Raw genomic sequence first — 22,405 nt, 5'->3', positions numbered from 1 at the left:
CCCGCAGCATAGGCACTCGTCGCTGATCGGGCCAGTGCGGCGCGGTCGGTCCCACGGGGTGGACGCACCGGCGGGGGTCAGCTCGACAGCGCGCGTCCAGGACGGTGCCTCCCGGCCCGGAGTGGTAAGCCATGACCTTGCTTGCGTTCCTTACGAATGTCGTGCCAGCATCGTTCTCGATGAGTCAGCCCACCATCCCGACCGCGGGGGCCGCCTCCCCGCCGAGGGCGGTCGACGCCTCCGCGCGGAGGATCCTCGGACTCGCCCTGCCGGCCGTGCTGGTGCTGGCCGCCGAGCCGCTCTACGTGCTGGTCGACACCGCCGTGCTCGGGCACCTCGGCGCGGTGCCGCTGGCGGCGCTCGCCGTCGGTGGCCCGGTGATGACCCTGGTCGTCTGGATCGGCACCGTCACCGCGTACGGCACCACCGGGCGGGCGGCCCGCCGGTTCGGGTACGGCGACCGGGCCGCCGCCGTCGCCGAGGGCGTCCAGTCGTCCTGGCTCGCCCTCGGCGCCGGCCTGCTGCTGACGGTCGCCATGCAGTTCGCGGCGGGTCCGCTGGCGCGTACCGTCGCCGGAACCGGATCCCCCGAGGTGGCCGACGGCGCGGCACACTGGCTGCGGATCGCGGCGATCGGCGCCCCCGGTCTGCTGCTCGCGGCGGCCGGCAACGGCTGGATGCGCGGCGTGCAGGACACCCGACGGCCGCTCTGGTTCGTGCTCGGGCCGAACCTGCTCTCCGCGCTGCTCTGCCCGCTGCTGGTCTATCCGGCCGGCCTCGGCCTGGCCGGCTCGGCGATCGCGAACGCGGTGGCGCAGACCCTCTCCGGGCTGCTTTTCGCGGCCGCCCTGGTCGCCGAGCGGGTGCCGCTGGCGCCCCGGCCCCGGGTGATCGGCCGGCAGCTCGTGCTCAGCCGGGACCTGCTGATCCGGGGCGCCGCCTTCCAGGCCAGCTTCCTCTCCGCGACCACCGTGGCGGCCCGGTTCGGGGTGGCGGCCGTCGGCGCGCACCAGATCGCCCTGCAACTCTGGTTCTTCACCGCGCTGCTGCTCGACGCGCTGGCCATCGCCGCCCAGGCGCTGGTCGGGGCGGCGCTCGGCGGCGGCGACAGGGCGAGCGCCCGGCTGCTGGGCCGGCGGATCGCGATCTACGGCGGCCTCTGCGGCGTCGCCTTCGCGATCGTCATCGGGGCCGGTGCCGGGGTGGTGCCAAGCTGGTTCAGCGACAATCCACAGGTACGCGAGCAGGCGATGGTCGCCTGGCCGTGGTTCGTCGCGATGCAGCCGCTGGCCGGCGTCGTCTTCGCGCTCGACGGGGTGTTGATCGGCGCCGGTGACATCCGCTTCCTGCGCAACCTGACCGTGCTCAGTGGCTTCGGCGTCTTCCTGCCGGCGATCTGGCTCGCCTACGCCCTGGATCTCGGTCTCGGCGGCATCTGGGCCGGGCTCACCCTGTTCATCGTGGCCCGGCTGGTCGGACTGCTGCTCCGGATGCGCTCCGGCCGCTGGGCCGTACTCGGCGCCACCCGGTGAGTACGGCCGTCGGCGGCTCCTACCGAAACATGCCCACTGATACCGGAACATGCCACTGACCGAGAACTGTGATAGGTGACAGGTGCAGGTAGCCTGCCAGACGCCCACCCGTACCACGTCTGGGCCGACGTCGAGTTCGGAGGCACGGACGGGTCGGTCCCTGGCGAACCGTGAGGCGAAGCGGCCCGAGGAGCGGTGGGGACCGATCGACTGCGGGTAGTCGCGCACCTGTGGTGCCGGCGCGCGTCGCCGCCCGCTGTCCGCTGTCCGCCGTGCGGCGCCGACGGCTCGCGCGCTGTCTCAAAGCCGTCTGAAATCCGTTTGGCAGGCTCGCCGGTGAGTGGCGCTCCCGCGCCACCCGGACGAAAGGGTACGAGCTGGTGATGAAACGCTCCCGTACAGTCCTGCGGATCGCCGCCACAGCGGTGGCGACGATGATGATCGCCCTTGTCGGAGGCGCGGCGGCCTCGGCAGCGCCTGCTCCGACCACCACCGGCACCCCACCGAGTTGGACGCTCGTCGACGTGGGGCAGCGGCTCTGTGCCACCCCCGACGACCCACGTACGCTGTATTTCTTCGTGGTCCTCGACGGGACGTGGTCGGTGCCGATCACCGCCAGCTACACCGGTATGCCCGCCGGCACCGAGGTTTACAGCCCGCTGGTCGCCCAGCCCGGCTCCGGAGACGGCCACCGCGTGCAGATCTGGGCCGCCTTCCGGCTGAACGGCGCACCGCTCGGCCGGTACGTCCCGAAACTGTGGGCTGCGGACGGTGTCGTCACGCAGAGTGTCCCGGTTGTTCTCGACATCCGGTCGTGGTGTTGAGGACGTTTCGGGCCTGAGCTGACAGTCGTGTCGGGCGTCCGGGTGTGGCCACGCGGTACGCCCGACACGGGCGGTCAGTCGGGGTCGGGCATCAGGCCCTGGGCGCGGAGGTCGGCGACGTGTCGGGCCGGTGGTGGTTGGGAGTCGTGGTCGGAGGGGCGCGGCCCTTCCGGTCCGTCGGGGCCGACCCGGACGAAGGTTTCGATCCGGGTGACCCGGCACCGCACGCCGTTGATCTCGAAGTCGTCGGTACGCGGCGGCTGGTGTGCCGCGCGGGCGCGCTCGCACGCCGCCATGAACTCCTCGATCCCGGTGCTCTCGTCCATCCGGGGTCGCACGATGGAGAAAGAGCAGGCGTCCCGGGCGGCCTGTGGGGTCGGGTAGGCGTCGAACGACTTGGGTCGCCAACTGCCGTCGACGTACCCGCCGATGGTGAAACCGACCGGGAGCAGCACCACGTTGGGGTGGGTGTCCATGGCCCGGTAGGAGTCGGCGCGGACCTCCTCGGGGACGGTTTCCGCGCGATGGAAGGCGGAGGTCATCTCCATCCGGACGATGCCGTCGGTGAGTCCCGTGCCGGCGGTCGGGTCGATGACGAACCCGTCCACCTGGGACGGAGCTTTCTCCGCTTCGCCGGGCGGGTACGGGTCGGGGTCGGTGGGTCGGGGTGGCTCGGGCCCGTCCGGCCCCATCCGGATGAACGGTTGGGCGCGGATTATCCGGTATCGGCGGCCGTTGACGGTGAGGTCGTTGACGGGTTCCCAGTCGAGCAGTTCGTACGCGGTCTCGCACTCGGCCCGCTCGGTCGCGTGCTCGGGGGTGTCCGGTGTTTCACTGTGCCGCTTGCGGAGGTGGTGGGCGAGGCTGTCCCGGGCGTACTGCGGCTCTTCGGCGTCGAGCCGGATGATCCGCCACCGGCCGGCATCCAGTTCTTCGGCGAGGCCGAAGATCGGGGCACCCCACATGGTCTTGGGGTAGGCGAGCGAGCGACGCCGGGCGTCGTCCTCCGAGATCATCGAGACGGGATCGTCCCGCTGCTCGATCTTGATCAGCAGATGATCAGGCACCTGCATACCGTCATAGGTCATGCACGCATTGTGTTCCCTCGGTCACCGAGACGCAGCCCCGCCACCACCACAGTTCGTCCACGAATCTCAGCGTCTTCCCCACAACGCTCCACAAAAGCTTGACAAAGCCGGGATGGCTGCGGCCGGGCATCGGTCGGGGCGCGTCGTACGGGTGACCGTCGCGAGGTGCGCGTGACATCATGACGGTGCGAGAAATCGATCTCCGTCGGTGCCTCCAGGCGGTCGACGGGTCCGGGTACGGGGGGAGCGTCCGTGAGAAGTCTCAGGCATCTGTTCGCGGTGATGGTGCTCGGGCTGTCGACGGTGGTGGTGTGCACGTCGCCCGCCGCTGCCGAGGACGTCCAGGCCAGCTCTGCCCAGGGCGTCCAGATCATCTATCTGAACGCGGCCGGCGACGACGCCCGGGACGGCGCGACGCCCGCCACCGCGGTCCGCAGCCTGGCGCGGGTGCAGCAGCTCGTCGCCGCCGGTCCGCTCGACATGGACGTCGAGGTGCGCATCCACGCCGGCACGTACGTGGCCCAGGGCATCGTCTGGCAGACCTACCGTCCGGGCCACACAATTTCGTTCATGCCGGACGACTACGAGTACGGCGAGGGCATCGGGGGCATCGCGGCGCGGCCGGTGTTCCAGAACCGACGAGCCAGCGGATCGGGCCGGTACATCACCGGACCGTGGTTCTATGCCTGTCCCGGCAACCCCGGCCAGCCACTCGCGGAGGGCGGGACGTCCGGGTTGCGGTTCTACTACCTGCAGGTGGAGTACTACGCCAGCTCGGCCATCTCGCTGGACGGCTCGGCGGGGTCGTGCGGCGGCGGCTACCAGCGCTCGTCGGCGCCGGGCCTGCCCTCGGCGCGCGGACTTGACGGAAACACCGTCTTCGGGATGCTCCTCACGAAGATCGGCAACGCCTACACCGGCGGCTCGTGCGACAACCCCGACTTCCTGCGGTGCGGCTACGGCGGAATCGTGCTCACCGAGTCATCCGACAACCGCATCGAAAACAACCACTTCGTGGACCTGCGGAACTCCGAGAACAGCTATATCCACGCCATCTACGTCACCCACAAGAGTTCCCGCAACCGGTTCGTGGGCAACCGGGTGACCGGGGTGAGCAGCGAGCCGATCAAGGTGCGCGACGGCAGCAACTTCAACACGTTCGAGCAGAACGTCTTCGGCGCCAACGGGTTCCTCCGCTCCTCGCCGTCGATGGTCCACTACCGGGAGGAGGTGAACGAGGCCTCTGACGAGTGCGCGTCGTACCACGTCCGGTTCGCCAACAACGACCTCGGCACCTATCTCGTCGGCAGCACCGCCAACCTGCCGGCGTGGCTGATCACCCCGGCCGGCGCGACGTACAAGGGTGCCGCGGTGTGCCCGGGGGTCTGTCAAGTTAACGGCTGATCTTGGTTGTTGAGGTGGTCAGTCGTTGGCCGGGGTGAGCCGGCCATCGAAGGCGAGCTGGAAGGCGTTCAACGGTGCCTTCCAGCGCATGGTCCACCGCCGGCGTCCGGTGCCGGTGGGGTCGAGGCTCATCAACGCCATGTAGACGCACTTGAGTGCTGCGGCCTCGTTCGGGAAGTGTCCGCGGGCGCGGACGGCCTTGCGGATACGGGCGTTGACCGACTCGATCGCGTGCGTACCCGGTATGAAATCAGGTGGAGGCCCGCGTGGTGTTCCGCTGGTCCGGCACTCTTGGTCGGGCATACGGTGTGACCGTCCGGAACAGGGGCCTTCGGGGAACACGTATGGGCAGGCCGTTCTTGCTCGATGGGCTGCGAGCCCGTGTTAGTAGTTGGCCGCCCCTGCGACTGGTCCGGCTGCGCTGCGAGCGCGTATCCGTAGGTGTCGTTCCGTCCCAGCGGTTCCCCACCGATCGAGCAGCGGAGGGAGCAGATGATGGTCCGCTATATCGGTATGGACGTGCACCGCGAGTTCGCGCAGCTGGCGGTCGTCGAGGACGGCCTCGTGCGTGACGAGGGCCGCATCGGCGTGACGTCGGAAGCGCTGCGGCAGTGGGCCGCCGGCCTACGGGCTGATGACCAGGTCGCGTTGGAAGCGACGGGTAACAGCGACGCGATCGCGACCCTGTTGACCCCTGTCGTCGGCCGGGTGGTGGTGTCGAACCCGTCGAAGACCCGGGCGATCGCGGAGGCGAAGGTCAAGACCGACAAGGTCGACGCCCGGATTCTGGCGCAGTTGCTGGCGGCGGACTTCCTGCCGCCGGTGTGGCTGCCCGACGAGCGGATCCGTAGCCTGCGGCGGCAGGTGACCCGCCGCGCTCACCTGGTGCGCCAGCGCACCAGGATCAAGAACCAGGTCCACGCGATCCTGGCCCGCAATCTCGTCCCGACGCCGCCGGTGTCGGACCTGTTCGGCAAGACCGGACGGCACTGGCTGTCTCGACAGCCGCTACCAGCCGACGAGTCTTCCAGCGTGCGGGCGCTGCTGCGGCAGTTGGACTTCCACGGTGAGGAACTCGCCGTCGTGGATAAGGAACTCGCAGTCGAGGCGTTCGCCGACCCGGCCGTCGCTCGGCTGATGACCATTCCCGGCGTCGACGCGATCGTGGCGATCTCGATCGTCGCCGCGGTGGGTGACTTCACCCGGTTCAGGGACGCGGACAAGCTCGTCGCCTATGTCGGGCTTAACCCGAAGGTGCGTCAGTCCGGGAACTCTGCGCCGGTGCACGGCCGGATCAGCAAGGCCGGACGGGCGCACGTGCGTGGCGTCCTGGTCGAAGCTGCCTGGTCCGCCAGCCGAGCCCCGGGACCGTTGCGCGCGTTCTTCCAACGCGTCAAGGCACGACGCGGGTTCCCGACCGCTGTGGTCGCCACCGCCCGGAAGATGACCGCCCTGGCCTGGCACTTGGTGACCAAGGACCAGGACTACGCCTTCGCCCGCCCAGGCCTGGTCGCGCACAAGCGGCGCAAGCTCGAACTCGCCACCGGAGCACCCTCACGGCGTGGCAACCACGGAACCCCGGGTGCGGCCTACAACGACAAGCAACGACGCGCTGCCGAGACCGCTGCCGTCGAACAGGCCGAACGCGCCTACGAGGTCTTCGTCGCGCACTGGCAACCACACAATCCGGCAAAAACCCGAGCGAAGACTTGACGATTTCATCCGTGGAGCAGATGACCTTGCGGATCTCCACGTCGAAGGCGAGGAAGGGCACGAACTCGGCCCAGGCGTTCTCCCACAGCTTCACGATCGCCGGGTACTTGCGGCCCCATGCCTCGGCGAACTCCAGGAACCGTTCAGTCGCGGCATCCTCGGTCGCCGCGGTGTAGACCGGCTTGAGCGCCTTGGCGATCTTGTCCCAGTCCTGGCGGGCCGCGTAGCGGAACGAGTTGCGCAGCAGGTGGACTACACACGTTTGAACGATCGTGCGGGGCCACACCGTCGCGACGGCGTCCGGCAGGCCCTTGAGCCCGTCGCAGACGAGCATCAACACGTCCTGAACGCCGCGGTTCTTCAGCTCGGTGAGCACATGCAGCCAGTGCTTGGCGCCCTCGCCGCCGTCACCAGCCCAGATCCCCAGGATGTCGCGGTGCCCGTCGACAGTGACCGCCATGGCCAGGTAGATCGGCCGGTTCGCAACCTGACCATCGCGGATCTTGACGTTGATAGCATCGATAAACACAACCGGATACACCCTGTCGAGAGGCCGGTTCTGCCACTCGGCCATGCCGTCCATGACCTTGTCGGTGATGGTGGATATGGTCTGCTTCGACACCTCGGCGCCGTAGACCTCGGCCAGGTGCGCGGCGATCTCCCCGTGGGTCAGACCCTTGGCCGACAACGACAGCACCATGTCGTCGACGCCGGTCAGGCGCCGCTGACGCTTGCGCACGATCTGCGGCTCGAACGTCCCGGCGGCATCGCGTGGGACCCGGACCTCGACCGGCCCGACATCGGTGAGCACGGTCTTGGCCCGGCTGCCGTTACGAGTGTTCCCGCTGCCCCGACCCGCCGGATCGTGCTTGTCATAGCCGACGTGGTCGGTGATCTCACCGTCCAACGCCGACTCCAGCACACGCTTGGTCAGCTGCTGCAGCAGCCCACCCTCGCCGGTCAACCGCAGCCCGTCACCACGAGCCCGATCGACCAGCATCGCGATCAACTGCTCATCCGTGACCGCACCCACCGGCCCAGCGGCCGGCTGTCCCACGGTGGTCTCGGTCGTCATCTGGCGTCTCTCCCTTGATCGGTCGATCAGCCGTTATTTGTACAGTCCCGTGCCCGGCCCTGCCGGCGGGTGAGGTGCGGCTGATCACGGCGAACAACACCTACTGACTGGTGCTGCGGTGGTGGTCTGTCGGGCGTCGGCCGGCACCGTGTCCGTCCGGGCCGTGGCACGCCGCCGTCGCCTCGATCGGGTTTCTCCCGCCGGGGAACGGGGAACCGCGTTGGTCGGGATCGCAACGGCCGGAGTGTAAGCGGCGGTGGTCCATCGAGGGGTGGGAAAAGACGCAGGCCGCCGCGCTACGGGACTGGCTGCTGGATCGGCTGGAAGCGTCGGAGTTGTGGGGCGGGACGCCGGAGCCGCTGTCGGTGACGCAGTTCGCCGCCCGGGTACGGCATGACAAGGACTTCCGGTCGGTGCTGGATCTGTGGGTCGGGCACGAGGACTACAACCTGGCGAAGACGATCGACACGCTGGTTGCCGACGAGCATGTGCCGCATCTGCCGGCGCAACGGTACAAGCCGTCCGGGCTCCGGAGGCGGGCGCAGTGGGAGCGGACCCGGGCGTTGCAGCGTCGGGAGGACGCGGGGGAGAAGGTCGAGATCGACGTGTGAAGTACGCATCGGCGGACTTCGTGCGACCGTCGTACTGGCGGGCGCGGGGCAAGCTCGATGTGCCGAAGGAGCGGTTCATCTCCTATCCGGGCGCGAGCCGGGACACCGACGGCAGCGAAGTGCTCGGCTGGGCCGGCTGGGACCACCTGGCCCAGACGCAGGCGCTGGCCATGGTCTACCTGGATCGGAAGGCGCAGGAACTCTGCGTCGAGCCGCCGTCGACGGCTGGTCCCACGTGATCCTCGACGGAAAGCTGTTCGACTGCGACCGGCTCACCGAGACCACCCTGCCGGTCAAGGGTGAAACGATCGACGCCTGGTACTCCGGAAAGCACCGCGACTTCAAGGTCTCGGATCTCGAAGGCTGGCCAGATGGGCGGCGGCCCGTCTCAGCTCAATCCGGGCTCATGCCCCACGTAGACGCCTCGGACCTGCTGGCCGTAGACGAGGCGTTCGGCCTTGAGCTGGATCACGGTCTCGTTGCCCCCGCAGCACTCCATCAGCCGCCTGACCCGGCATCGAGCTATGCGCCTTCTGGTCGGCGTCGGTGTTGGCGGGCTGCCGGCTATTCGTCCAGGTCTGGACGGTGTTCTGCGATCCAGCGCTCGACGTCCTCGGCCAGCCATACGCGTCCCTGCCGCAACTCGGCCACCGGCTCCGGGAAGCTCCGGCGCTGTGTCAGCTCGTAGACGCGCTGCTTCGAAATCCCGCCCAGGCGCACGCGGATCTCGTGCGTGCCCATGAGCCGGAGTTTTGCCACGCTCACGACGGTAGGTTTCGCGGTCCTTGACCATCGGCAGGTTGATCGCAGACAACCTGCCTGAGGGACTTGACCTAAGGCAAGTACAGCGGCAAGCTGAGCTTCGAGTCGAAGTGCCCCATGCCTGGCCGGCGTACCTCCGGTCGGGCCGAGGTCACCGTCCATGTCCTGCTCCGACGTCGGGAAGGTTGGTGAAGGTGGTGGGCTATCTGCTCTGGTTGGTGTTACGGATAGACCGGCAGCCGCTGCGGCGGCTCGGGCCGGCGTACCGGTCGGGAACGTACCGGCCGCTGATGCCGTCCCAGGTGCGGACCCGTCGGTTCACCCCGGTCGGCTTCGGGCGGCGGCGCGGAGTCGACCCGGACGAGGTCGCCCAGTTCCTCGACCAGGTCGCCGGTGACCTGGCGCGGGCGTACACCGAATTGGCGGGCGTCCGGAAGCAGAACGCCCGGATCAAGGACGCCATGCGGCGCTGGCAGGCCCGGCCGGCGCCGACCGCCCACGAACTGGCGGGGCGCTGATGACCGAGCGGTACGTCGTACACGTGCCCTTCGCCGCGCCGACCCCGGCGACCGCCCGCATCCTCGCCCGGACGGCGGCCCGGACCCTCGCCCGGTTGCCGCAGGTCGACGTGGCCGAGGCGACCGTCTCGGCCGAGGACGACCAGATCGTGCAGTCCCGGCTCTTCTGCGACCGGCTGCTCGGCGGCGGCCGGCGGTGCGCCTTGCGCGCCGAACACCAGACCCCGTGCGCGGCCGTCGTGACCCCGGACGATCCGGAGGCGGACGGCACCGACCCGGCAGCCTTGCGGGTGTCGGAGCCGGCCGGGTGACCGGGCCGGTTCCGGCCGGGCCGCCGGTGCTGCCCTGCCGCGAGTGCGACGGCATGAGTTTCACCCTCGTCCCGTGCCGCTGCACCTACTACGGAGACCGGCTGCTGGTCAGCGAGGAGGATCGAACGCCCAGGGAGCCCTACCACGACTGCCTGGAATGCGACGGGGTCGGCACCGTCGGCCGGCCGTGCCACATCTGCCGGCAGACCGGCCGCCGTCGCGCCCAGTTCGTCCTCACCATGGCGAATCTGGACACCGGCACCCTCGCCTCGGTGAACGTCGTACCCGGGGTGGTGGAACCGCAGCGCTGGCCGGCCGACCACCGGACCTGGTGCCTGCCGCTCCCCCCGCTGCTACACGAACTGGCCGCCCGCGTCGGGGCCAAGTCCTGGACCGAGGTACGCCGGCCCGGCCCGCCGGAGGAGCCGGTGGTCCTGCTGCCGTCGCGCTGGCGCCCGGACCTGCCCCCGGCGGACCGGGAACTGCTGGAGGCGGAGGCGATCGCCGCGCAGTCGTACGATCCGTGGTGGCTCTACCTCGGCAGGACGACGAGTGAACCTCCCCGAGATCCGGCCGCCGAGCTGGCCCGGCGCTGCCGCCTCGCCGACCTGCTCTGCCTAGACCTGGTGATCGAAACCCGCCGGGACCGTAACGGCACCGGACTGAGCTGGCACCTGCGCTACGAGGTGCCCGACAGCCCCGTCCCCGCCGAGGGGCGCGGCCACGCCGACGACCTGCCGAGCGCGATCATCGGCACCAGCGAGCTGGACGCCCTCTACGGGCTGGAGGAACGCGGTCGCAGCGTCCCGGCGTACCGGTTGAGCTGCCCCGACCTGCCTCCGGCCGGCCCCGCCAGCATCGACCTCGACCAGCTCGAACGCCGGATCCTCGCCGACTGCGTCGACCTGCGGACCGGCGAACCGACCGCCGGTGCGCAGGCGATCTGGCGCGACGGCCGGTGGCACCACACCAGCCTGCGGGTCACCGACACCACGGACAATCTCAGCGAATCGTCGACCGGGCAGATCCACCAGCGGCGCAGGGTGCTGCTGCGGCGCGGCTGGCAGCCGCCGGCCCCGTCGTGGCAGGGCGAGCCTCTCCCGTACGCCGAATGCCCCGACTGCGACCCGGACAGCAACCTGCGGCGCTGTCACTGCCGACTCGGCGCCGGGGTCGCCGAACCCGACTGCCCGGCCTGCGCCGGCACCGGCCGCAGCCCGTCGGCGCTGCGCTGCCACACCTGCCGGGGCAGCCGCCGGCTGCACCAGACCGTGACCGTCACGATCACCGACCTGACCTGTCGGGTCGTCCACCTCACCTGGCAGGCCGACCCGACCGGCTGGCAGACCGGTGAACTCGGCTGGCACATCGCCCCGGACACCGTGCCGGGTGGGGAGCGGAGCTGGCGGACCGGGCGCCGGGTAGCCGCCCCGCACGTCGCCACCCAGCCCGGCGGCAAGCCGCTGCACCAGCTCCCCGGGCGGTTCCGGCTGGCGGAGTGGGCGGCCACCTTCGGGGTACGCCCCGACGACCTGATCGAACTCGACGGCGGCGGCGACCTCGATCACGACCTGCGGCACGGCACCGTCACCCTGCACCGGCCCGGGGACGACCCGCTGACCGCACACCTGACCGCAGCCGCCCGGGGCCGGCCCGGCGCCCGGCTATTCATGCTGGCCCGTCGCCCCGACGTACCGTCCCTGGCCGACCTGGTCCGGCTCGCCCTCGGACTGCACCTGACGCTCACGGTCACCGTCGTCGACCACGTCCGCAACACCGGAGACCTCCGGCTGGTGCAGGGCGAACGCTGGGAGGTGAACGTCGGCCCCGCCAGCGGGCCGGTCACCCCGGCCGACCGGCCGATCCGGTCCACTCCGGAGGCGGCGATCGCCTTCTGCCTCGACTATCTCGGACTCGCCATCGCCGGCACCGTCCCCGACGATCCGGTCGACCCGATCCCGGTGCCGCAGTGTCCGAACCCGATCGAGGTGGCCGACCCGGTGCCGCTGCTGCGCCGACTCGCCCGACACCACGCCGGCCAGCCCGTGGCCGTGCACTTCACGGCCGCCACCTGCGAGATCGTGCTCCGCGAACCCGACGGCGTACGCCCGCTCGTCACCGCGGCCACCCTGCCCGCCGCGATCGGCGCCCTCGGCCTGGCCCCGGGCGGGTGACCCGCCGGGCAGGTGCGACCCCGCCGGAACGGCCCTGTTGGACCCCGCCGGAACGGCCAGGACGTCAGAGCCGGTCGAACCCGGTGAGGTCGATGTCCAGATCGAAGGGCTCGGCGAGCTTCAGCCGGCCGTGGAAGATGCCGGTCGGCCGGTAGGCGCGGGACGACGCCGCCAAGGCGTGGACGTAGACGGTGGGTTGCCCGGAACTCTCCTCGACCCGCCAGAAGTGCGGGATGCCCACCTGGGCGTAGATCTGCGGCTTGCGTTCCCGGTCGCGCAGCACGGAGTCGGGCGAGACCACCTCCACCGCGAGCACCACCGCGTCCGCCGGATACCAGGTCTGGTCGTTGTCGACGTCGGCATCGGCGTGCACCACGATCAGGTCCGGCTCGGGGCGCTGCTGCGGGCCGAGCACCACCGACATCTCCCGCCGGACCCGGAACCGGTCCGTCGGCGCGGCGACGGCCAGCGCCTGCTCCAGCAGCCGGAGCACCTTCATGTGGAAGAGCTTCTGCGGGCTGACGAAGACGAGGCTTCCGTCGATGAACTCGGCGTGCGAGGGAAGGCCGGGAATCCGGTCGAGATCATCGGCGGTGAAGCCACCGGGCGGCGGGCGGAACCGTTCGTACACCGGCTCGGCACTCATCGCCTCACCCCTGCGGTCGACCTGCCCGTGACGCTCAGCATAACGAAGAGGGCCTTTCCGGCGTGGTGGTGCGCGCGGCAGCCCGTCCTTATGCGCGTACGGCGATCGGTAGCCTGACCGTCACGTTTCGGCGGCGTACGGTGGCGGCCGGCGGAGCGGCGGAGCGCGCGTCAGAGGGCTCTGGCACGCTGGTATCCCGTGAGCGGTGACGGTCTGATCGTGGTCGACAAGCCCGGCGGCATGACGTCGCACGACGTGGTGGCCCGGATCCGGAGGCTGGCCCGGACCCGTCGGGTCGGGCACGGCGGCACGCTGGATCCGATGGCGACCGGAGTACTGGTGATCGGGGTGGGCCGGGCGACCCGGCTGCTGACCTACGTGATCGGGGCAGGTAAGAGCTACACCGCGACGATCCGGCTCGGCCAGTCGACGGTGACCGACGACGCCGAGGGCGAGGTGGTCGGCACCGCCGACGCCGCCGGGGTCACCGAGGAGGCGGTACGCGCCGCCATGCTGCCGCTGACCGGTGAGATCGACCAGGTGCCGAGCGCGGTCAGCGCGATCAAGGTCGACGGACAGCGCGCCTACAAGCGGGTACGCGACGGCGAGGCGGTCGAGTTGGCCGCGCGTCGGGTCACGGTCTTCCGCCTCGACGTGCTCGACTCTCGTCGCAACACCGTCGACGGGCTGGCCGTGTTGGACGTGGACGTGGCGGTGGACTGCTCCTCCGGGACGTACATCCGGGCGCTGGCCCGGGACCTCGGCGCCGCGCTCGGGGTCGGCGGGCACCTGACGGCGCTGCGGCGTACCGCCGTGGGCGGCTTCACCCTGGCCGAGGCGGCGACCCTGCCGGAGCTGGAGGAACGCGCCCCGGACGTGGTCAACCTGACCGTCGAGGCGGCCGCCCGGCGGTTCTTCCCGCAGCGGCAGGCCAGCGCCGACGAGGCGAAGGTGCTCTCGCACGGCGGCCCGCTCGACCCGGCCGGCATCACCGGGCCGTACGCCGTCTTCGATCCGGCGGGCGGCCTGATCGCTATCGTCAGCGACCGGGACGGCCGAGCCCGGGCGGAGATCGTGCTCGCCCCGGCCTGAACGAGCGACCGAGCCGGGCAGGCGCACGGAAGGATGAAGGGACCAGGGATGCAGCGGTGGCGGGGGTACCACGGGGCGCCGGTGGGCTGGGGCCGGTCGGTGGTGACCATCGGGGTCTTCGACGGGGTACACCGGGGACACCAGGCGATCATCGGGCACGCCGTGAAGCGTGCCCGGGACATGGGCGTGCAGTCGGTCGTGGTCACCTTCGACCCGCATCCGGCCGAGGTGGTCCGGGCCGGGTCCCACCCGGCGGTACTGACCGAACAGGCCCGTAAGGCGGAGCTGATCGAGGCGCTCGGGGTGGACGTACTCTGCGTGGTCCCGTTCACCCCCGACTTCTCCCGGCTGTCGCCGGAGGCGTTCGTGCACGACGTGCTGGTCGAGCAGTTGCACGCCGCCCTGGTGGTGGTGGGGGAGAACTTCCGGTTCGGCCACCGGGCGGCCGGCGACGTGGCGCTGCTGGAGCGGTTGGGCCGGACCTTCGGCTTCGGGGTGGAGGAGGCGCCACTGGTCGCCGACGCCGACACGGTCTTCTCGTCCACCTACATCCGGGCCTGTGTCGCGGCCGGTGATGTGACCGCCGCCGCCACGGCGCTGGGCCGGCCGCATCGGGTGGAGGGCGTGGTGGTCCGGGGTGACCAGCGGGGGCGGGAGATCGGCTTCCCAACCGCCAACCTGCTCTGCCACCGGTACGCGGCGGTGCCGGCGGACGGCATCTACGCGGCGTGGCTGATCCGGCGGGGCGGCCGGGCGGGACAGCGCGCCGAGCGGCTACCGGCGGCCGTGTCGATCGGCACGAATCCCACGTTCTCCGGGCGGGAGCGCCGGGTCGAGGCATACGTACTGGACTTCTCGGGCGATCTCTACGGGGAACGGCTCGCCCTGGACTTCGTGGCGTACCTGCGGGAGATGCGCGGTTATGACGGCATCGAGCCACTGGTCGCGCAGATCAACGCCGACGTCGAGCAGACTCGCCGGGTGCTCGCCTGACCGCGGCCGCGGCGGACCGTCTGACCAGGGCCAACTTTCCCGGCCGGATGATCCGCCCAGGTCGGGCGTGCCCTGACTCGGCCGAACCCGGACAGGCTGGTAGCCTGGCGGGGACGTCGGATTACCGGCGTGGCCTCGCGTGCCTGCACGACGCCGCGGGTGCGAGGTCGCCCCGGCCCGGTCGCCGACCGGCCCGGGCGGACACGACAATCCGGAAACAGGGAGATATGGCGCTCGACCAGGCAAGCAAGGCCAAGATCCGCCAGGAGTACGCGACCGCCGAGGGTGACACCGGTTCACCCGAGGTGCAGGTGGCGGTGCTGACCAAGCGGATCGCCGACCTCACCGAGCACCTCAAGGTGCACAAGCACGACCACCACAGCCGTCGTGGTCTGCTGCTGCTGGTGGGTCGCCGTCGGCGGCTGCTCAACTACATGCAGAAGAAGGACATCAACCGCTACCGGTCGCTCATCGAGCGGCTCGGTCTGCGGCGGTGAGCTGAGCGGGGGAGCGGCCGTCCCGGTGACGGTCCGGCGGCAGGAGGTCGCCGAAGGCACCGACGGGCAGCCGCTCCACCCGCCCCACCTCGCCACACCCGTAACCAGGGGCCAGCGCGACCACCCGATGGGGAGCCGGTCGACGCACCGGTCCTCGGTAGTGGCCCCCGGGCCGGCCGGCACTGCCGGCGCCCCGGGCGCTTCGATCGAAGACCGGTTGTCTGAGCAGCTCCTCTGGCCACGGTCTCGCACCGGTGGATACCGGCGCGGAGGGCAGTCGCGGGCCCCCGATCGAAGGAGTGCTACCGCACCATGACCGAAACGTCCAGTCCCAACAGCACAGGCACGCTGGGTACCCAGCACCGCACCGCGGTGATCGACAACGGGCCATTCGGCACCCGTGAGATCACCTTCTCCACCGGGCGGCTCGCCCGGCAGGCCGCCGGCTCCGTCCTCGCCCAGCTCGGCGAGACCGTGGTCCTCTCCGCGACCACCGCGGGCAAGCAGCCGAAGGAGCAGTTCGACTTCTTCCCGCTCACCGTCGACGTCGAGGAGCGGATGTACGCGGCGGGCCGGATCCCCGGCTCGTTCTTCCGGCGCGAGGGGCGGCCCAGCGAGGACGCGATCCTCACCTGCCGGCTGATCGACCGGCCGCTGCGCCCGTCCTTCGTCAAGGGACTGCGCAACGAGGTGCAGGTCGTCGAGACCGTGCTGGCGCTCGACCCGCAGCACCCGTACGACGTCGTGGCGATCAACGCCGCGTCGCTCTCCACCAAGCTCTCCGGCCTGCCGTTCTCCGGCCCGATCGGGGCGACCCGGATGGCGCACGTGGACGGCCAGTGGGTCGCCTTCCCGACCATCGAGGAGCTGACCCGGGCCACCTTCGACATGGTGGTCGCCGGTCGCGCCCTGCCGGACGGCGACGTGGCGATCATGATGGTCGAGGCGGAGGCCACCGAGCACACCGTGGCACTGGTCGCCGGTGGGGCTCCGGCGCCGACCGAGGAGGTCGTGGCGAGCGGCCTGGAGGCGGCCAAGCCGGCCATCCGGGAACTGTGCCGGGCGCAGAGCGAGATCGCCGAGATCGCCGCGAAGCCGGTCGCCGAGTTCCCGGTCTTCCTCGACTACAACGACGACGTCTACGAGGCGGTCGCCGGGGTGGCGCGCGGTGAGGTCGCCGAGGCGCTGAAGATCGCGGGTAAGGCGGACCGCGAGGAGGCGCTGGAGCGGATCAGGGACCGGGTCGTCGAGGAGCTCGCTCCGAGCTACGAGGGCCGGGAGAAGGAGATCGGCGCGGCCTTCCGTTCGCTGAACAAGTCCGAGGTACGCTCCCGGGTGCTCCGCGAGCAGGTCCGGATGGACGGTCGCGGCGCGCGGGACATCCGGCCGCTGAGCGCCGAGATCGCGGTGCTGCCCCGGGTGCACGGCTCGGCGCTCTTCGAGCGCGGCGAGACCCAGATCCTCGGCGTCACCACGTTGAACATGCTCCGGATGGAGCAGGCGCTGGACACCCTCTCCCCGGAGAAGACCAAGCGCTACATGCACAACTACAACTTCCCGCCGTACTCGACCGGTGAGACCGGCCGGGTCGGGGCGCCGAAGCGGCGCGAGATCGGACACGGCGCGTTGGCGGAGCGGGCGCTGATCCCGGTGCTGCCCAGCCGTGAGGAGTTCCCGTACGCGATCCGCCAGGTTTCCGAGGCGCTCGGCTCGAACGGCTCCACCTCGATGGGGTCGGTCTGCGCCTCCACGCTGGCGCTGCTCAGCGCCGGTGTGCCGCTGAAGGCGCCGGTGGCCGGCATCGCGATGGGCCTGATCTCCGACGAGGTCGACGGCAAGACGCAGTACGTGACGCTGACCGACATCCTCGGTGCCGAGGACGCCTTCGGCGACATGGACTTCAAGGTCGCCGGCACTCCGGACTTCGTCACGGCGCTCCAGCTCGACACCAAGCTCGACGGCATCCCGTCGGACGTGCTGGCGGCGGCGCTGCAGCAGGCGTACGAGGCCCGGCAGGTCATCCTGGGCGTGATGCAGGAGGCGATCGAGGGCCCGGCCACGATGTCGGACTACGCGCCGCGGGTGACCACGGTGAAGATCCCGGTCGACAAGATCGGCATGGTGATCGGGCCGAAGGGCCAGACCATCAATGCCATCCAGGACGAGACCGGTGCCGAGATCTCGATCGAGGACGACGGCACCATCTACGTTGGCGCCACCAACGGCCCGTCGGCGGAGGCCGCGGTCGAGCGGATCAACGCGATCGCGAACCCGACGCTGCCGAAGGTCGGCGACAAGTTCCTCGGCACGGTGGTCAAGACCGCCGCGTTCGGGGCGTTCGTCTCGCTGCTGCCCGGCCGGGACGGCCTGCTGCACATCTCGAAGGTGGGCGACGGCAAGCGGGTCGAGCGGGTCGAGGACTTCCTCAACGTCGGCGACAAGGTCGAGGTGCAGATCGCCGACATCGACGCCCGCGGCAAGATCTACCTGGACAAGGTGCGGCCGGAGGGCGAGGAGGCGCCGGCCCAGCAGGCCGGTGGCGAGCGTCCGGCCGGCCGGGACCGCGGCGACCGTGGCCCGCGCGACCGCAGCGACCGGGACCGGGGCGACCGCGGTCCGAGCCGGGGCGACCGCGAGGGCGGCGAAGGTGGCGGCGAGGGCGGTGGCGGCGAGCCGCGCCGCCGGCGCAACCGGCACAGCTGATCGATCGCGCCGCGCCGGCCCCTGCCGCACCCGACCGGGTGGCGAGGGCCGGCGCGGCGCGCGGCATCATCGCACCGAACCGGTGTACGGGTGCCGTGCCGCACTGTCCGGCTGCGGCGTCCGCCGCGCCGTCGACGTACAGGTAGGAGCCAGGTCCTTTGAGTCGGGCGAAGCGAGTGTCGGGTGCGGATGGCGTCGGCGGTGTTGCCGCTGCGGCGGCCCGGGCGGTGACCCGGGTGGTGGACAGCGACCCGCTCGGCGGCACCGTACGCCGCACCGTGCTCCCCAGCGGCCTGCGGGTCCTCACCGAGGCGATCCCCGCGATGCGGAGCGTCTCGTTCGGCATCTGGGTGGCGGTCGGGTCCCGGGACGAGACGGGGCCGCAGTCCGGTGTCTCGCACTTCCTGGAGCATCTGCTCTTCAAGGGCACCCGTCGGCGCAGCGCGCTGGACATCTCGGCGGCGATCGAGGCGGTGGGCGGCGAGACGAACGCCTTCACCACCAAGGAGTACACCTGCTACTACGCGCGGGTGCTCGACCAGGACCTGCCGCTGGCCATCGACGTGATGTGCGACCTGGTCGCCGACTCGGTGCTGGCCGCCGCCGACGTGGAGACCGAGCGCGGGGTGATCCTCGAAGAGATCGCCATGCACGACGACGAACCCGGCGACGAGGTGCACGACCTGCTGGCCAGGGCGGTCTACGGCGACCATCCGCTCGGCCGGCTGATCTCCGGCACCGAGGAGACGATCTCGCCGATGTCCCGCCGGCAGATCCAGAGCTTCTACCGGCGTCGCTACACCGCGCCGTCGATCGTGATCGCCGCCGCCGGCAACCTCGACCACGGCGAGGTGGTCAAGCTGGTCCGGCAGGCGCTGGAGGGGACGGCACTGGACGGCGAACCAGCCGCGCCGGCACCGCTGCGCCCGGCCGACACCGGGGTACGCACCAGCCGGCCGGGCAGCATCGTCGAGCAGAAGGAGACCGAGCAGGCGCACGTCGTACTCGGCTGTCCCGGCATCGGCCGGCTCGACGACCGGCGGTTCGCGCTCGGGGTACTCAACAACGTGCTGGGTGGCGGCATGTCCAGCCGGCTCTTCCAGGAGATCCGCGAGCGGCGTGGCCTGGCCTACTCGGTCTACTCCTACTCCAGCCAGTACGCCGACACCGGCCTCTTCGCGGTCTACGCCGGCTGCGCCCCTGGCAAGGTCGACGAGGTTCTGGAGCTGGTCCGCGCCGAGCTGGCCGAGGTCGCCGCGCACGGCGTCACCGAGGCCGAGCTGGCCCGGGGCAAGGGCATGGCGAAGGGCTCCTACGTGCTCAACCTGGAGGACACCGGTTCCCGGATGAGTCGGCTGGCAAAGGGCGAGCTGCTCTTCGGTGACCTGCTGCCGGTTGACGCGCTGCTGGACCGGGTCGACGCGGTCAGCGCGGACGAGGTGAACGCCCTTGCTGCCGACCTGCTGGCCCAGCCGATGTCGCTGGCCGTGGTGGGTCCGTTCGGCGCGGACGACTTTCCGACCGCAGCCGGCTGAACCGGAGCGCGGACCACACCACGGCGCGGACCACCCGGCGTCTCGGGCACGTCGCTGACCGGTTCAGTCGGCCCGTAGCTCCGACGGGTTGGTGCTGGAGCGTTGCAGGAGCAGGCTGACGCCGACCACGGTGAGCACGACGAGCAGCGCGGCGCCGGCCAGGGCGGCGACGTTGGCCCAGGGCACCGGTACCGGAAAGGTCAGGGTGATATTCTCCCAGCCGACGTGCGTGGCCTGGTACGCCGGATCGGCGCATTCCACGGCGGTTCCGGTGCAGATGGTGCGACCCCGGTCGCCGGTCGCGGTGTCGGTGAACGAGCGCACGGCGAACATGCCGGCCAGGCAGGCTAGGGCGATGCCCGGCAGTGTCGGGATGAGAACCTGCCAGCACTGGGCGCGGGCGAGCACCGCCCGGGGGGTACCCGCCGCGACGAGCGCGGCGAGGGTACGGCGTCGGGCGACGGCGGACTCGACCAGGGCGACCAGCAGCGCGCAGGCGGCGAGGCCGAGCAGGCCGAGCAGTACCGTGTTGACGAGGTTGAAGACGTCGGCCCGGAACGCGAGGGTGCCGCTGGGGTCCCAGGGGGTGCCGCCGTAGCGCTGGGTGAACTCCCGGGACACGGCACCTCGGACCTCCGCATTGGTGACGAGCCAGGCGTACAGCATCATCGCACCGCCACCGAAGGCGGTCACCACCTGCATGACGGTGTAGGTGCGGGTGGCCTGGTAGGGGTCAACGAGGATCCGGCGGGCCGCGATGAGCACGCTCGGGCGTTTGGTCAGGCGCAGCAGCAGCCGTGCCGTGATGTGCCCGAGCCAGGCCGTGCCGAGCATCAGCCCGAGCAGCAGCAGCACCGTGCAGATCAGGATCGCGCCAATCCGGATCCCGTCCTCGGCGGTACCCAGCCGGTTCTGCCGGACGAACTCGGTGCGGGACGCGGCCTCCAGCGCGGTGAAGCCGAATAGCCCGACCAGGCCGAGCAGCCCCGGCCAGGCCCGTACCCGCCGCCGTTGCGCGGCGCGGACCAGACCGAACGGGGTGATCGCGACCCGTCGCAACAGCACGACGGTGAGCGCCGTCGCCAGCAGCGGAACCCCGAGCGCGACACCGACGATTGCCGGTACCGCCGGCAGCACGTCGGTGGGTAGTGTCCGGGTACCGCCGGGACCGGGATTGTCCAGCAGCGCGCGGCCGGCGAGGTATCCGGCCAGGCCGAGGAGCGTGCCGATGGTGGCCGCCACCCCGGTCTCGGCGGCGGCCACCTGGACCACCTGGGCCGGGGACGCGCCGGCCAGCCGGAAGGCCGCCAGGCGTCGGTCCCGGCCGGGTGCTCCCAGCCGGGCGCACTGCCCGAGAAGGAACAGCGCCGGCACGGTGAACAGGATCATCGCGAACGCCAGGTTCGCCAGCATCGACTCGGTGTTGAACATCCGGTTGTGGTACCGGTCGAGGGCCGGCGGCACGGCGAGCACGGTGGCGGCACAGAGCAGGATCAGGGTCGCCATCGCGGCGCCCAGCGCGGTGATGCCCACTCGGGCCCGGTCGGCGCGGGTTCCGGCGAAGGCCAGCCGCAGCACGTCCGCCGGTCTCACCGGACCTCCTCGACGACGAGCCGGCCGTCCGACTCCACCGTGCCGTCCCGCATGGTGATCTCCCGATCGGCGTACGCGGCCACCTGGGCGTCGTGGGTGACGAGTAGCACGCAGGTGCCCTGCTCACGGGCGAGCCGGACCAGTCCGGCGAGCACCTGCTCGCCGGAGAGACTGTCCAACGCCCCGGTCGGCTCGTCGGCGAAGAGCACCTCCGGTTCGGTCACCAACGCCCGGGCGAGCGCGAGCCGCTGCTGCTGTCCGCCGGACAGCTGGCCCGGGTACTTGTCGGCCAACTCGGCGATGTCGAGTTCGGTCAGCCAGCGCCGAGCGGTCACGGCGGCATCGCGGTAGCGCATCCCGCCCAGTTGCAGCGGCAGGGTCACGTTCTCGGTCGCAGTCAGGTCCGCCACCACCTGGCCGAACTGGAACAGCACCCCGAACACGGTCCGGCGCAGCCGCGACCGAACCTGTTCGCTCTCCGCCGCCAGGTTCCGGCCCTGGAACCACACCTCACCCCGGTCCGGCCGGAGGATCCCGGAGAGGCAGTGCAGCAGGGTTGACTTCCCGCAGCCGCTCGGTCCGGTCACGGCGACGATCTCGCCCCGACCCAGCGAGAGCGAGACGTCGTGGAGTGCGACGGTCTGCCCGAACGCCTTGCTGAGCTGCCGCGCCTCGATCGAGGTCGTCGTCGGGTCGGTCACGCCGACACCTCCGCCCGCAGCGCGGTGACCCGGTCGAGGGTGGTGGCCATCCAGCGCAGGTCGGCGTCGAGATGGTTGAGCAGGTAGTCCGCCGCGGCCAACTCGGTGACCGAGGTACCTGCGGTGGTCTTGACCTTCGTCAGTTTCCGCATCAACGCCAGGTGGCTGGCTCGCTGGGCGGTCAACAACGACCGCGCGGCGGTCTCGTCCGGGGTGGCCAGCAACGCGACGATCACCTTGATGAAGAGTTCGGCGGTGATCTGCGGGCTGGACGGCACCACCTGGCGCAGCCAGCCGTCCAGTTCGGACCGGCCCTGGTCGGTGAGCCGGAAGGCCACCCGGTCCGGACCGCCCACCCGTTGCGGGGCCGTCTCGGCGACGTAGCCGTGCCGCAGCATCCGGGCCAGCGTCGTGTACAGCTGGCCGAACGCGAGGGGTCGGACACCGGGCAGCCTGCGGTCGTACTCCCGTTTGAGCTCGTAACCGTGCCGGTCGCCCTGCGACGCGAGGAGGCCCAGCAGAACGTGCGAGGTTGACATGACGGCGACTATTCCTCATGGGAATAGTTGGGTCAAGCAGCGGCCGGGACACCCGGCGGACCTACCCCGGCCGGTGGGATAGGTTGTGCCGCGT

20 protein-coding genes and 2 pseudogenes are annotated in these 22,405 nt (G+C 70.9%); 14 read left to right on the top strand and 8 right to left on the bottom strand.

What is annotated here, in order from left to right; all coding sequences use genetic code 11:
• Nucleotides 1-179 precede the first annotated feature (179 nt).
• Nucleotides 180-1,532, top strand: a complete 1,353-nt coding sequence (locus EV371_RS25265; protein WP_130464248.1) for an MATE family efflux transporter — start codon at nucleotides 180-182, stop codon at nucleotides 1,530-1,532.
• Nucleotides 1,533-1,915: 383 nt separating this feature from the next.
• Nucleotides 1,916-2,356, top strand: coding sequence for a DUF5980 family protein (locus EV371_RS25260; protein WP_130464247.1), 441 nt, complete (start codon nucleotides 1,916-1,918; stop codon nucleotides 2,354-2,356).
• Between the two features lie 74 nt (nucleotides 2,357-2,430).
• Here the strand turns inward: EV371_RS25260 and EV371_RS25255 are convergent, their stop codons facing one another.
• Complete coding sequence (locus EV371_RS25255) at nucleotides 2,431-3,444, bottom strand: DUF5954 family protein (RefSeq protein WP_130464246.1); 1,014 nt, start codon at nucleotides 3,442-3,444, stop codon at nucleotides 2,431-2,433.
• A gap of 252 nt (nucleotides 3,445-3,696) precedes the next feature.
• Here EV371_RS25255 and EV371_RS25250 point away from each other — a divergent pair, with 252 nt between their 5' ends.
• Nucleotides 3,697-4,848 carry a right-handed parallel beta-helix repeat-containing protein gene (locus EV371_RS25250; RefSeq protein ID WP_130464245.1) on the top strand — a complete coding sequence of 384 codons (1,152 nt, stop codon included), beginning with the start codon at nucleotides 3,697-3,699 and terminating at the stop codon, nucleotides 4,846-4,848.
• 18 nt (nucleotides 4,849-4,866) lie between these two features.
• Here the strand turns inward: EV371_RS25250 and EV371_RS25245 are convergent.
• Nucleotides 4,867-5,085, bottom strand: a pseudogene (locus tag EV371_RS25245) (transposase); the annotation flags it as partial.
• Between the two features lie 255 nt (nucleotides 5,086-5,340).
• On the opposite strand from EV371_RS25245, the gene EV371_RS25240 reads away from it, so the two are divergent.
• Nucleotides 5,341-6,561, top strand: a complete 1,221-nt coding sequence (locus tag EV371_RS25240) for an IS110 family RNA-guided transposase (RefSeq protein WP_207230562.1) — start codon at nucleotides 5,341-5,343, stop codon at nucleotides 6,559-6,561.
• Nucleotide 6,562: 1 nt separating this feature from the next.
• Here EV371_RS25240 and EV371_RS25235 read toward each other — a convergent pair.
• Nucleotides 6,563-7,561 (bottom strand): annotated as a pseudogene (locus EV371_RS25235) (IS256 family transposase); the annotation flags it as partial.
• Between the two features lie 185 nt (nucleotides 7,562-7,746).
• On the opposite strand from EV371_RS25235, the gene EV371_RS25230 reads away from it, so the two are divergent.
• Together EV371_RS25230 and EV371_RS34630 are read left to right on the top strand one after the other, a co-directional pair.
• Nucleotides 7,747-8,247: a DUF7008 domain-containing protein gene (locus EV371_RS25230; protein WP_486484784.1), complete on the top strand. Its 501-nt coding sequence runs from the start codon at nucleotides 7,747-7,749 to the stop codon at nucleotides 8,245-8,247.
• On the top strand, nucleotides 8,244-8,486 hold the full coding sequence (locus EV371_RS34630; protein WP_486484783.1) for a DUF7008 domain-containing protein: 243 nt from the start codon (nucleotides 8,244-8,246) through the stop codon (nucleotides 8,484-8,486). Before EV371_RS25230 ends, EV371_RS34630 begins: the two co-directional genes overlap by 4 nt.
• 325 nt (nucleotides 8,487-8,811) lie before the next feature.
• On the opposite strand, the gene EV371_RS25225 is transcribed toward EV371_RS34630, so the two are convergent.
• The gene (locus EV371_RS25225) at nucleotides 8,812-8,988 is read right to left on the bottom strand and encodes a DNA-binding protein (RefSeq protein ID WP_130466205.1); all 177 of its coding nucleotides are present in this window, start codon (nucleotides 8,986-8,988) and stop codon (nucleotides 8,812-8,814) included.
• 227 nt (nucleotides 8,989-9,215) lie between these two features.
• Here EV371_RS25225 and EV371_RS25220 point away from each other — a divergent pair, with 227 nt between their 5' ends.
• Genes EV371_RS25220 through EV371_RS33545 form a run of 3 tightly spaced genes read left to right on the top strand, consistent with a single transcriptional unit; the run spans nucleotide 9,216 to nucleotide 12,012 of the window.
• The gene (locus EV371_RS25220; RefSeq protein ID WP_486484970.1) at nucleotides 9,216-9,527 is read left to right on the top strand and encodes a DivIVA domain-containing protein; all 312 of its coding nucleotides are present in this window, start codon (nucleotides 9,216-9,218) and stop codon (nucleotides 9,525-9,527) included.
• Entirely contained in the window at nucleotides 9,527-9,838 is a 312-nt protein-coding gene (locus EV371_RS25215; RefSeq protein ID WP_349339117.1) for a hypothetical protein, read from the top strand. The genes EV371_RS25220 and EV371_RS25215 overlap by 1 nt, the downstream gene beginning before the upstream one ends.
• Nucleotides 9,835-12,012 (top strand): hypothetical protein, encoded by a 2,178-nt coding sequence (locus EV371_RS33545; protein ID WP_165436830.1) that lies wholly within the window; start codon nucleotides 9,835-9,837, stop codon nucleotides 12,010-12,012. Before EV371_RS25215 ends, EV371_RS33545 begins: the two co-directional genes overlap by 4 nt.
• 64 nt (nucleotides 12,013-12,076) lie before the next feature.
• Here the strand turns inward: EV371_RS33545 and EV371_RS25210 are convergent, their stop codons facing one another.
• Nucleotides 12,077-12,658, bottom strand: coding sequence for a Uma2 family endonuclease (locus tag EV371_RS25210; protein ID WP_130464244.1), 582 nt, complete (start codon nucleotides 12,656-12,658; stop codon nucleotides 12,077-12,079).
• A 198-nt stretch (nucleotides 12,659-12,856) separates the two neighbouring features.
• Here EV371_RS25210 and truB point away from each other — a divergent pair, with 198 nt between their 5' ends.
• From truB to EV371_RS25185, 5 genes are all read left to right on the top strand, one after another.
• The gene (gene truB / locus EV371_RS25205; RefSeq protein WP_130464243.1) at nucleotides 12,857-13,750 is read left to right on the top strand and encodes a tRNA pseudouridine(55) synthase TruB; all 894 of its coding nucleotides are present in this window, start codon (nucleotides 12,857-12,859) and stop codon (nucleotides 13,748-13,750) included.
• A 48-nt stretch (nucleotides 13,751-13,798) separates the two neighbouring features.
• Entirely contained in the window at nucleotides 13,799-14,743 is a 945-nt protein-coding gene (locus EV371_RS25200; RefSeq protein WP_130464242.1) for a bifunctional riboflavin kinase/FAD synthetase, read from the top strand.
• Between the two features lie 227 nt (nucleotides 14,744-14,970).
• Complete coding sequence (gene rpsO, locus EV371_RS25195) at nucleotides 14,971-15,240, top strand: 30S ribosomal protein S15 (RefSeq protein ID WP_130464241.1); 270 nt, start codon at nucleotides 14,971-14,973, stop codon at nucleotides 15,238-15,240.
• A gap of 312 nt (nucleotides 15,241-15,552) precedes the next feature.
• Entirely contained in the window at nucleotides 15,553-17,943 is a 2,391-nt protein-coding gene (locus EV371_RS25190) for a polyribonucleotide nucleotidyltransferase (RefSeq protein WP_130464240.1), read from the top strand.
• Nucleotides 17,944-18,101: 158 nt separating this feature from the next.
• The gene (locus EV371_RS25185; RefSeq protein ID WP_130464239.1) at nucleotides 18,102-19,478 is read left to right on the top strand and encodes a M16 family metallopeptidase; all 1,377 of its coding nucleotides are present in this window, start codon (nucleotides 18,102-18,104) and stop codon (nucleotides 19,476-19,478) included.
• A gap of 63 nt (nucleotides 19,479-19,541) precedes the next feature.
• Here the strand turns inward: EV371_RS25185 and EV371_RS25180 are convergent, their stop codons facing one another.
• From EV371_RS25180 to EV371_RS25170, 3 genes are read right to left on the bottom strand one after another with little or no spacing between them, the layout of a single operon-like run.
• On the bottom strand, nucleotides 19,542-21,071 hold the full coding sequence (locus EV371_RS25180) for an FtsX-like permease family protein (protein ID WP_130464238.1): 1,530 nt from the start codon (nucleotides 21,069-21,071) through the stop codon (nucleotides 19,542-19,544).
• Nucleotides 21,068-21,772, bottom strand: a complete 705-nt coding sequence (locus EV371_RS25175; RefSeq protein WP_130464237.1) for an ABC transporter ATP-binding protein — start codon at nucleotides 21,770-21,772, stop codon at nucleotides 21,068-21,070. Before EV371_RS25175 ends, EV371_RS25180 begins: the two co-directional genes overlap by 4 nt.
• The gene (locus tag EV371_RS25170; protein WP_130464236.1) at nucleotides 21,769-22,311 is read right to left on the bottom strand and encodes a PadR family transcriptional regulator; all 543 of its coding nucleotides are present in this window, start codon (nucleotides 22,309-22,311) and stop codon (nucleotides 21,769-21,771) included. Before EV371_RS25170 ends, EV371_RS25175 begins: the two co-directional genes overlap by 4 nt.
• Nucleotides 22,312-22,405 lie beyond the last annotated feature (94 nt).

The sequence above is a fragment of the Plantactinospora sp. CNZ321 genome (assembly GCF_004217235.1).
This window is presented reverse-complemented; position numbering and strand designations above follow the sequence as displayed.